Genomic DNA, 6816 nt, shown 5'->3' with positions numbered 1-6816 from the left:
AGCTGGTCTCTTCGGATTGATGTCCGGTCAAAATCTAAATGATGATATTAAGGTGGCTATAGCACGAGGGATCCACCTCTTCCCATTCCGAACAGAGAAGTTAAGCCTCGTCACGCCGATGGTACTGCGTAACAGTGGAAGAGTAGGTAGCCGCCGTCTTAGGTGAAAGGAGTCAGTCGAAAGATTGGCTCCTTTTTTTGGTATATATCCTCTCTGTCTTTTTCTATTTTTAGGTGTACTTTGTTGTTCGGATGGATAAGAAATTGTAATTTTGTGCTTTTGTAATAGCTAAGAACCTCATATGGATACTGAAAAGAAAGAGAATAAAGAAGTAAATAAACTTTCGCTACTTATTGTAGCAGTTATAGTATTGGTACTGATTATTGCTGGTGCCGGTTATTATATTTATCATCAAAAGCAGCAAATGACTGATTTGGTGGAAACCTTTGATCTTGAGAAAGAATCTTTGGAGGATGAATATAATGAATTGTCTCTTCAATATGAAGGTTATAAGTTTAGCGTAGGCAATGATTCCCTTGTTGCCCTATTATCTACGGAGCAAGCAAAGGTACAACGTTTATTGGAAGAATTGCGTACGGTGAAGGCTACGAATGCGAAGGAAATAGCTCGCTTGAAAAAGGAATTGGATACCTTACGTAAAATCATGCGTAACTATGTTGTCCAAATCGATTCCTTGAATCGTGAGAATGAGCAATTGAAGGTTGAGAAGAAAGAGGCTGTTCAGAAATATCAGAGGGCTACTTCACAAGCTGCTACCTTGAAAAAGGAAAAAGAGAAATTGACGGAAAGAGTAACGTTAGCTAGTCGTTTGGATGCGACGGATATTAACGTGACTCCTGTGAACTCTCGAGGAAAACTAGCTAAGCGTATTAAGAAGATGCAGCAATTCGTCGTGACTTTCAAGATAGCGAAGAACATTACCGCTCCTGTCGGCGAAAAGATGGTATATGTACGGATCATGAAACCGGATGACGATATATTGGTGAAAAGCCGTGCGGATGTATTCGCTTTTGAAGGAAAGGAAATCAATTATTCTATGAAGAAAATGATAGAATATGAAGGTGAGGAGGTGGTTGTGACCATGTATTGGAATATCGAGGAATTCTTATCTCCGGGTACTTACCGTGTGGATATTTTCTCTGACGGTAATTTGATCGGACAGAAGAGATTTACCTTGGATGATTAACTATGAAATTATCTCCTGACTTTGAGAAGTTCCTAAGTTTTATTCCGGAGATTCTGTCTCGAGATGAATCTTTCCTAAAGGATTTGGAAAGTTGTACTCGAGGTGTGACAATCCGGAAAGGGGATTATTTGATTCGTACGGGCGAGTTGTGCCAAGATGCCTATTTTATTAATAAAGGGCTTTTTATCAATCAATATATTAATGAGAATGGGAATGAATGCGTAACCGGTTTCTCCTCGGACAGTATGTACCCTTTTGTTTCTACAATCGGTTATTTTACACAAGTCCCTTCCGAGTTTGAGGTGAAAGCTATCGAGGATGGTGAATTACTTTGTTTCTCCCGGACGGATATCGAACGTTTGTCGTTGGGATATCCAGCTTTCGCTACCTGTTATCAGAATGTGATGCTGATGATTATTTCCAAGCTCTATTCAATGTTCGCTGTCCGTCAAACCTGTAAGGCGGAAGAATTCCTGAAATATCTTTATACGAACCACCAATGGATCGTAAGCCGGGTACCTGATAAATATATAGCTCAATATATGGGGGTTAGTGATTCTTGGTATTGTAAGTTGAAGAAACGTATCCTTTATTGAATTAGTTCAATTTTATATTCGCTTTAAACCTATACTTTTGTGCGGGTTTTTATATTTTTGTCACATAGGGAATATGATGGCATTATATAGGTAGGTTAAAACGATATAAAGATGAAACGAACTATCTTACTATTAGCATTTGTAGTCACGGTGAGCTGTATGCACGCTCAGCGAATGTTGACATTGGAAGAGTGCCGGAATCTGGCGATCCAGAACAATAAGGAGCTACAAATCTCTGGCGAAAAGATCAAGATGGCGGATAATGAGAAGAAAGCCGCTTTTACCAAGTATTTTCCTCAATTATCGGCAAACGGTGCCTATATGTGGAACCAGAAGGATATAAACTTACTGGACATGGGCGCTTTGTCCTCATCCTTGAGCTCTTCTTTAGGTGGCTTGGCCCAATTACCGATGATCCAACATTTGATGAGTGGGGTGAACGATATGCAACATTTGGATGTGCAGAATATCTGGGTGGGTAATGTATCGTTGGTGCAGCCTGTATTCATGGGCGGGAAGATCGTTAATTATAACCAAATCACTAAGTTTGCCAAGCAATTAGCGGAGTCAATGAATAATTTACAGTTGCAGGACTTGATTTATAAGACTGACGAGACCTATTGGCAGGTCATATCTTTGGTGAATAAGAAGAAATTGGCGGACGCTTATGTGGATTTGCTCCGTAAGATGGATAGTGATGTGACCGCTATGATCTATGAGGGAGTCGCTACCGAGGCCGATGGTCTTTCTGTCAAGGTGAAACTGAATGAGGCGGAGATGGCTCAGACTAAGGTTGAGAATGGTCTGGCTTTAACCCGAATGCTTTTAGCGCAAATTTGTGGTCTGTCTTTAGAGGAGGATTTATCGCTTGCAGACGAGAAGCTGGATAATTTTCCGGTAGAGACAACACAAGCCTCGGCCGATCTGAATGAGGCTTTCATGAATCGTAATGAACTGAGAAGTTTGGATCTGGCAACGAAAATCTATAAGCGAAAAGAACGTATTGCTTTGGCAGAGATGTTGCCTAATGTCGCTTTAGCGGCGAATTACTTCGTCACGAATCCGAATGTTTTTAATGGTTTTAAAAATGATTTCGCCGGTATGTTTAATGTCGGAGTTATGGTAAAGGTACCCTTGTCCGGTTGGTGGGAAGGCACTTATAGGCGTAACTCGGCGAAAGCGGAAACGCGCATAAAAACACTGGAATGGCAGGATGCTCGTGAAAAGATCGAGTTGCAGGTAAATCAATCCGTTTATAAAGTGAATGAAGCGGGCAAAAAGTTGATCGCTTCTTCCCGTAATATGGAAAATGCGGAAGAGAATTTGCGGCGTGCGAATTTCGGTTTTGAGGAAGGGGTTATCCCGGCTTTGAACTTAATGGAGGCGCAGACAGCATGGGTTTCTGCTCGCTCTAGTTTGATTGATGCTCAAATCGAGGTGAAATTAACAGAAGTTTATCTAAGCAAGGCTTTGGGTAAACTGTCCGCAAATGAATAAGAGTAATAACAAATAAAAATATACACAGAGATGAATGAGAACAAGAAGTTTTCTATCAGTAACATGATGTTAGCTTTTATCACGGTATTGGTCGTGATCGGATTGGTAGCCTTGGCAGGTTTCTTCCTGCTTACACCGCCTGACGATATTATAATGGGGCAGGCCGAGGCCACCCAAGTTCGTATCTCCGGTAAGGTTCCCGGACGTATCGCTTCTTATCGTTTTGGCGAAGGCGATCAGGTAAAAGCCGGAGATACTTTGGTCTTTTTAGATACGCCCGAGGTTATGGCGAAGCTGAAACAAGCGGAGGCGGCTCGTGCGGCAGCGGAGGCGCAGAACGCTAAAGCGATTAAAGGAGCCCGTGAACAGGAAATCACGGCCGCTTATGAGATGTGGCAAAAGGCGCAAGCTGGATTAACTATCGCTAAGAAATCTTTCGATCGTATTCAGAATTTATACGAGAAAGGGGTGATGTCCGCTCAAAAAAGAGACGAGGTGGAGGCTAATTATAACGCTATGGTAGCGACAGAGAAGGCTGCCCGTTCTCAATATGAGATGGCAAAAGAAGGTGCCCGTAAGGAAGATAAGGCTGCCGCTGCCGCTATGGTCCAACGTGCGGAAGGTGCTATCGCCGAAGTGGAGTCGTATGTGGGCGAGAGCGCTTTGGTGGCTCCGATTGACGGGGAGGTTTCAGAACGGTTCCCGGAAGTCGGTGAGTTGGTTGGTACAGGCGCTCCGATCATGAATATCTCTGATTTAAATGATGTATGGGTAACTTTCAGTATTCGTGAGGATCTGTTGAAAGATATCAAGATTGGCTCGGAAGTAAATGCTTTTATACCGGCGTTGGGGGACCTACCGGTGAAGTTGAAAGTCTATTATATGAAGGATATGGGCTCGTATGCCGCATGGAAAGCGACAAAGACGAATGGACAATATGACTCGAAGACTTTCGAGGTGCGTGCCCGTCCGTTGGAGAAAGTCGCTGATCTTCGTCCGGGAATGTCCGTGATCTTAAAGAAAAAAGGGAAAGAGATCGTATGACCTATAAAGAAAGTTTGCATAGAATCTGGCTTATCGCGAAGCGTGAGGTGCATCGGCTGGTGGCTCAACCGATTTACTTCTTTTGTATGCTGATCGCTCCGGCTATCTGTGTCATTTTCTTTGTATCGTTGATGCATGAGGGATTGCCGACCGATCTGCCGATAGCAGTGGTGGATATGGATAACTCTGCTACCTCGCGCAATTTGATTCGCCAGTTGGATGCCTTTGAGCAGACAGAGGTGTATATGAAAACCATGTCGTTTACCGAGGCTCGTCAGGAAATGCAGAAAGGGAATGTATATGGAATTTTTTACATTCCATCCGGTTTCGCCGTGGACGCCACATCTGGAAAGCAGCCCCGGTTGTCTTTCTATACGAATGGTACCTATTTGATCGCCGCTTCCTTGCTGTTTCGGGATATGAAAACGATGTCAGTATTGGCGGGGGCCGCTGTGGGTTTACAAACCGGACAAGCTAAAGGATATACCGAAGCGCAGATCATGGGACAGCTACAACCGATCGTGATCGATACGCATCCGATCGGCAATCCGTGGTTGAATTATTCGGTATATTTGAATAATACGGTTTTGCCGGGTATCATTCAGTTGATGGTATTTCTAGTGACAGTATTCAGTATCGGTACGGAAATTAAATATTCCACATCCCGTAAATGGTTGGATATGGGAGGGAGTTCTATCGCAGTTAGTTTGTTGGGAAAGTTATTGCCGCAGACGGCTATTTTTACGGTCGTAGGCTTTATGTATTGTGCGGTGTTGTATGGATTTAATTCTTTCCCGTTAAATAGCGGTTGGTTTCCGATGCTTTTGGCGATGTTTTTGCTGATTATATCCTCTCAGGCGGTAGGCGTATTTATGATCGGCGTATTACCGACTCCCCGTTTAGGGCTTAGCTTCGCCAGTCTGTTCGGAATGATCTCGTTCTCCATTGTCGGATTCTCGTTTCCGGTACAAGGTATGGACCCTACGTTGCAAGCGTTGGCACGTTTGTTTCCTCTGCGGCATTATTTCTTGATTTATGTCGATCAAGCCTTGAACGGGCGGGCGCTATTCTATACGTTGGGCGAGTACGCTTGGTTGTTGGGATTTCTGATCTTGCCGTTCCTTATCGGGCGGAACTTGAAGAGGGCGTTGTTGGATTTCAAATATCTACCGTAAAAACTGTATGTGATGAAAAGAGAACATCGTTTACGATATATCATAAAGGAAGGTCTTCTGGATACGTTTTATATTTGGAAAGATGAATTGAGAAACGTGTTTAAGGATGCGGGGGTCATGATCTTCTTTTTCTTGGTGCCTTTCGTATATCCGCTGCTTTATTCATTTATATATAATAACGAGGTAGTACACGAGGCGAAGATGGTGGTGGTAGACCAAAGTGATTCCTATTTGAGTCGTGAGTTTACCAGACGGGTTAACGCCACGCCGGATGTGGAAGTAGTGGGTGTTTGTCCGGATATGGCGGAAGCCAAGAAGATGTTAGATGAGAAGAAGGCCTATGGAATTTTGTTCTTTCCCCCGGATTATAGTAAGGACCTGCATGAAGGGCGACAGACAACCGTCTCGTTGTATTGCGATATGAGCGCCTTATTGTTTTATAAGGCTTTCCTTTTGGCGACGACAGAGGTGTCATTGGATATGGGTAAGGAACTTCGGATGCATAATAATCCGTCGTCTACGGATAAGATGGACCAGATCACGGTAGACCCGATCCCGTATGAATCGGTAGCGTTGTTTAATTCCCAGAATGGCTTTGCCAGTTTCTTGGTACCGGCTATCTTGATCTTGGTGTTGCAACAGACTTTGATATTGGGTATCGGAATGTTGGGAGGAACGGCCCGGGAAAAGAACCGCTTTCATAGTCTGGTGCCTATTTGCCGGCATTTTAATGGGACTTTGCGTATCGTGTTCGGCAAGTCGCTGACTTATCTTTTGCTGTATGTGGTGGTTTGCATCTGGGTATTGGCTATTGTCCCTAAGTTATTCTCCTTACCTCAGGTTGGTGAGCCACTGACTATTTTGTTGTTTTTACTGCCTTACCTGTTTGCCTGTATTTTTATGTCTATGACGCTATCTGGATTTATGACGAGTCGTGAGTCGCCTATGTTGGTATTCGTTTTCACGTCTGTCATCTTGTTATTTATCTCGGGTGTCTCTTGGCCGGAGGCGGCTATTCCTCCGTTTTGGAAAGTGGTGGGTTATTTGTTTCCTTCTACTCCGGGTATCCAGGGATTTATTCGTATCAATACGGCAGGCGCTTCCTTGCATGAGGTGGCGCATGAATATCGGGTATTATGGATTCAAGCGGGCGTATATTTCATCTTGTCTTGTATCATTTACCGTTATCAGATCATACGTAGCCGCAAGATGATTATTAAGCAATATCGGTATATGAAGATGCGACGGATGTTGCGAGAGAGAGAATAATCCCTCGTTTAGGTCTACCCTAATCACT

The 6816-nt window shown here is 43.6% G+C and carries 6 protein-coding genes and 1 rRNA gene; all 7 read left to right on the top strand.

Annotated elements, in window-relative coordinates; all coding sequences use genetic code 11:
• Positions 1-48: 48 nt before the first annotated feature.
• The 7 genes from rrf to DWY79_RS01775 all read left to right on the top strand — a co-directional run bounded on the left by rrf (position 49) and on the right by DWY79_RS01775 (position 6788).
• Positions 49-159 (top strand): 5S ribosomal RNA (rrf, locus tag DWY79_RS01805).
• A gap of 142 nt (positions 160-301) precedes the next feature.
• Complete coding sequence (locus DWY79_RS01800) at positions 302-1207, top strand: hypothetical protein (protein ID WP_005865736.1); 906 nt, start codon at positions 302-304, stop codon at positions 1205-1207.
• 2 nt (positions 1208-1209) lie between these two features.
• Entirely contained in the window at positions 1210-1803 is a 594-nt protein-coding gene (locus tag DWY79_RS01795; protein ID WP_005861469.1) for a Crp/Fnr family transcriptional regulator, read from the top strand.
• A gap of 111 nt (positions 1804-1914) precedes the next feature.
• Positions 1915-3300, top strand: a complete 1386-nt coding sequence (locus DWY79_RS01790; RefSeq protein ID WP_008774144.1) for a TolC family protein — start codon at positions 1915-1917, stop codon at positions 3298-3300.
• Positions 3301-3330: 30 nt separating this feature from the next.
• On the top strand, positions 3331-4344 hold the full coding sequence (locus DWY79_RS01785; RefSeq protein ID WP_005865742.1) for an HlyD family secretion protein: 1014 nt from the start codon (positions 3331-3333) through the stop codon (positions 4342-4344).
• Positions 4341-5519 (top strand): ABC transporter permease, encoded by a 1179-nt coding sequence (locus DWY79_RS01780; protein ID WP_005865745.1) that lies wholly within the window; start codon positions 4341-4343, stop codon positions 5517-5519. Before DWY79_RS01785 ends, DWY79_RS01780 begins: the two co-directional genes overlap by 4 nt.
• Before the next feature lie 12 nt (positions 5520-5531).
• On the top strand, positions 5532-6788 hold the full coding sequence (locus DWY79_RS01775; protein ID WP_011965909.1) for an ABC transporter permease: 1257 nt from the start codon (positions 5532-5534) through the stop codon (positions 6786-6788).
• The last annotated feature ends 28 nt before the right edge of the window (positions 6789-6816 follow it).

Source organism: Parabacteroides sp. AF27-14 (genome assembly GCF_003635425.1).
Lineage (GTDB): Bacteria > Bacteroidota > Bacteroidia > Bacteroidales > Tannerellaceae > Parabacteroides > Parabacteroides distasonis.
The sequence above is the reverse complement of the archived record's forward strand: the minus strand, read 5'-3'. Positions and strand labels throughout refer to the sequence as shown.